This window comes from Paracraurococcus lichenis, from assembly GCF_030657435.1.
In the GTDB taxonomy this organism is placed as follows: Bacteria; Pseudomonadota; Alphaproteobacteria; order Acetobacterales; family Acetobacteraceae; genus Paracraurococcus; species Paracraurococcus lichenis.
Map to the genome: position 1 here is coordinate 1 of NZ_JAUTWS010000248.1, position 2,312 is coordinate 2,312.

3 protein-coding genes are annotated in these 2,312 nt (G+C 69.8%); all 3 read right to left on the reverse strand.

The genetic code is table 11. From position 1 onward, the window contains the following. On the reverse strand, window positions 1-379 hold a 379-nt coding region (locus Q7A36_RS39385), incomplete at its 3' end, for a DUF6398 domain-containing protein (protein WP_305109247.1). Window positions 380-522: 143 nt separating this feature from the next. Next, window positions 523-1,059 carry a DUF3455 domain-containing protein gene (locus Q7A36_RS39390; RefSeq protein ID WP_305109248.1) on the reverse strand — a complete coding sequence of 179 codons (537 nt, stop codon included), beginning with the start codon at window positions 1,057-1,059 and terminating at the stop codon, window positions 523-525. Between the two features lie 464 nt (window positions 1,060-1,523). Continuing rightward, on the reverse strand, window positions 1,524-2,312 hold a 789-nt coding region (locus tag Q7A36_RS39395), incomplete at its 5' end, for a Bug family tripartite tricarboxylate transporter substrate binding protein (RefSeq protein WP_305109249.1).

Sequence of the window (2,312 nt, forward strand, 5' to 3'; positions counted from 1 at the left end):
TGCTTCGCAGCATCCAGGTTGGATCCATCCGGTTCGTGCGCAGCGCGTCCGATATGACCTTGGCCTTGGCGCTTGCCGTGCTCTGGCCGACGCCGAACGCGATGCAGACCTCGGCCATCGTCATGTGAGGCTTGCTCGCCTTGTCCGCCAGGAAGTTGAGCTGGCCCAGGACGTAGATGATGCCGCAGCCCCAGGTCCGCGGCTGGCCCGAGGTCAAGGGACTTGGACGCTTGCGGCAGAGGGCCGCGGTCATAGCCCGCGCGAGGTCGCGGTATTCCTCGTTCAGGTGGTTGCGGCAGAACGCATCGGTGAGCGCGACCACGGCGTCGTAGGTCGCCTGCATGGCCTTGGGGACCGACGTCGAACGGGAAGACTTCACGACGTGAACCTCATGCCGGGACGGGCTTCCCGGCGCAGGATGCCGCCCCGCCGGGTGGTCCGCAAATGGCGGACCCGCCGCATGTCGCCCGAAGCGGGAGACCATCCGGAGCGGAAAGCAAACGATTGCGGGAGCCCCGGGGATTAGCGGCTTGGGGCCAAGAAGACGTAATCGCTGGAGTACGGTACCGGCCTGAGGGCACCGACCGTGTCACAGGGCCCCGTGAGCGTACCCCCGCGGGTGTTGATGCGCTGGATCACGGTCACGGCGGCAAGCTGTCCGCTCGCCCGCCCTTCTACGACTGCCAGTTTGAGCCAGGGAACGTCTTCGCCTGTCGCACCGGGCGCGCTGGCGGCGGCCCTGGCGACGATGAGCGCTCCATCGGTGAGCTGCCAACTCGGCCCTGCGAAGTGGCGGCCGGCGGTCACACCGTTGACAAACAGGGCAGCAATGGGTTCTCGGAAGCGCCAGCCGCGCCTGCCATCTGCAACGGGTGTGCACTCATAGATCTGCGCGCCAGCGGCATGGACCGTCATGACGGGCCGGGTGTTCGGCGCGGCGATACTGTCGGGGATGGCTTGCTGCGCCTGCGGCGTGGATCCAGGCGAGACGAGCAGACACCCGGTGAGGACCAAGAGGCAGGCGATCCAGGTCACCGAACTCGATGTGGCGGCACTCACGGTTAAATCCTCCCCAGGGCGGAGCCCAGCGTCGGGGCCCGGACCTCGCCCTCCGCGCCGAGCGGCTGTCCCGTACACATCGGGGGTCAGGGGAGTCCTACAGCAGTTATGCAGCTATGGTTCAAACCTCCGAGGCCCTGTGGAGCGCCGGTGCGGGGCGGCCACGGCCCATCGGCGATTACCGCCGTGCCAAATTCAGGCGGTCCGCTCCGGATCGCATTCGGCTGTTCCAAGACAAAGCCGCAAACCACCTCGCCAACGACAAGGCGGGTGGCCCGCGTCATTGCCTCGTCGCCCAGCGAGGTAAGTCCGCGGTCTACCGGCGCGTCGAGGCCGGCATCGCCCTCGGCGCGGATGATTGGCCGCGATCGGCATGGCGGGCGCCGAGAGGGTCGCCTGGTCAGGCGACCACGACCGACGCCACCGCGAGCCGATGCACCGTGAGGCATCTGGGCCCGGCCACCTCAGCCCGCGGTGATCCTGCGGGCATCGATCACGCGCCGGTAGACCGCGGCCTCTCGCGTGATCCGAGCCGCCATGGCGGCTGGGTTGCCACCGACCGCCGCGATCCCGAGCCGGGCGAGAAGCGCCTGCCCCTCCTGCGAGAGCAAGGCGGCGTTGGCCTCGCGGTTCAGCGTCTCGACCACAGGCTGCGGCGTGCCGGCCGGCGCCGCGAGCCCGGTCCAGGATGCCAGAGTGAGGTCGGCGTAGCCGCTCTCGGTCGCCGTCGGCACACCTGGCAGCAACGGCGAGCGGGCCGCGCCGGTGGTCAGCAACGGCACGACGCGCCCCGCCTCGGCATGCTGAGCGACGTTCGAGACCACCTCGAAGAACAGGTCCACCTGCCCGCCGATCAGGTCGTTCATCGCCAGCGCGCCGCCCCGGTAGGGCACATGCGTCAGCCGCACGCCAGCCAGGGCGGCGAAGACCTCGCCGACCACCTGCGGCAGGCTGCCGGCGCCGGCTGAGGCGAGGGTCAGCTGCTCCGGCCGCTGCCGCGCCGCCGCCACCACCTCGGCCGCCGTGCGGAGGTCCGTCCGGGGATGCGTGCAGAGCACCATGGCGCCCTCTGACAGGACAATGACCGGCTCAAAGGCCGTCGTCGGGTCGTAGGGCGGCGGCCGATGCACGAAGGGTGCGACCACGTAGGTGCTGGTTGTCCCCAGCAGCAACGTGTGGCCGTCCGGCGCCGCACGCGCGACCGATAGTGCGCCGATGGTGCCGCCGGCGCCTGTCCGGTTCTCGAGCACGAA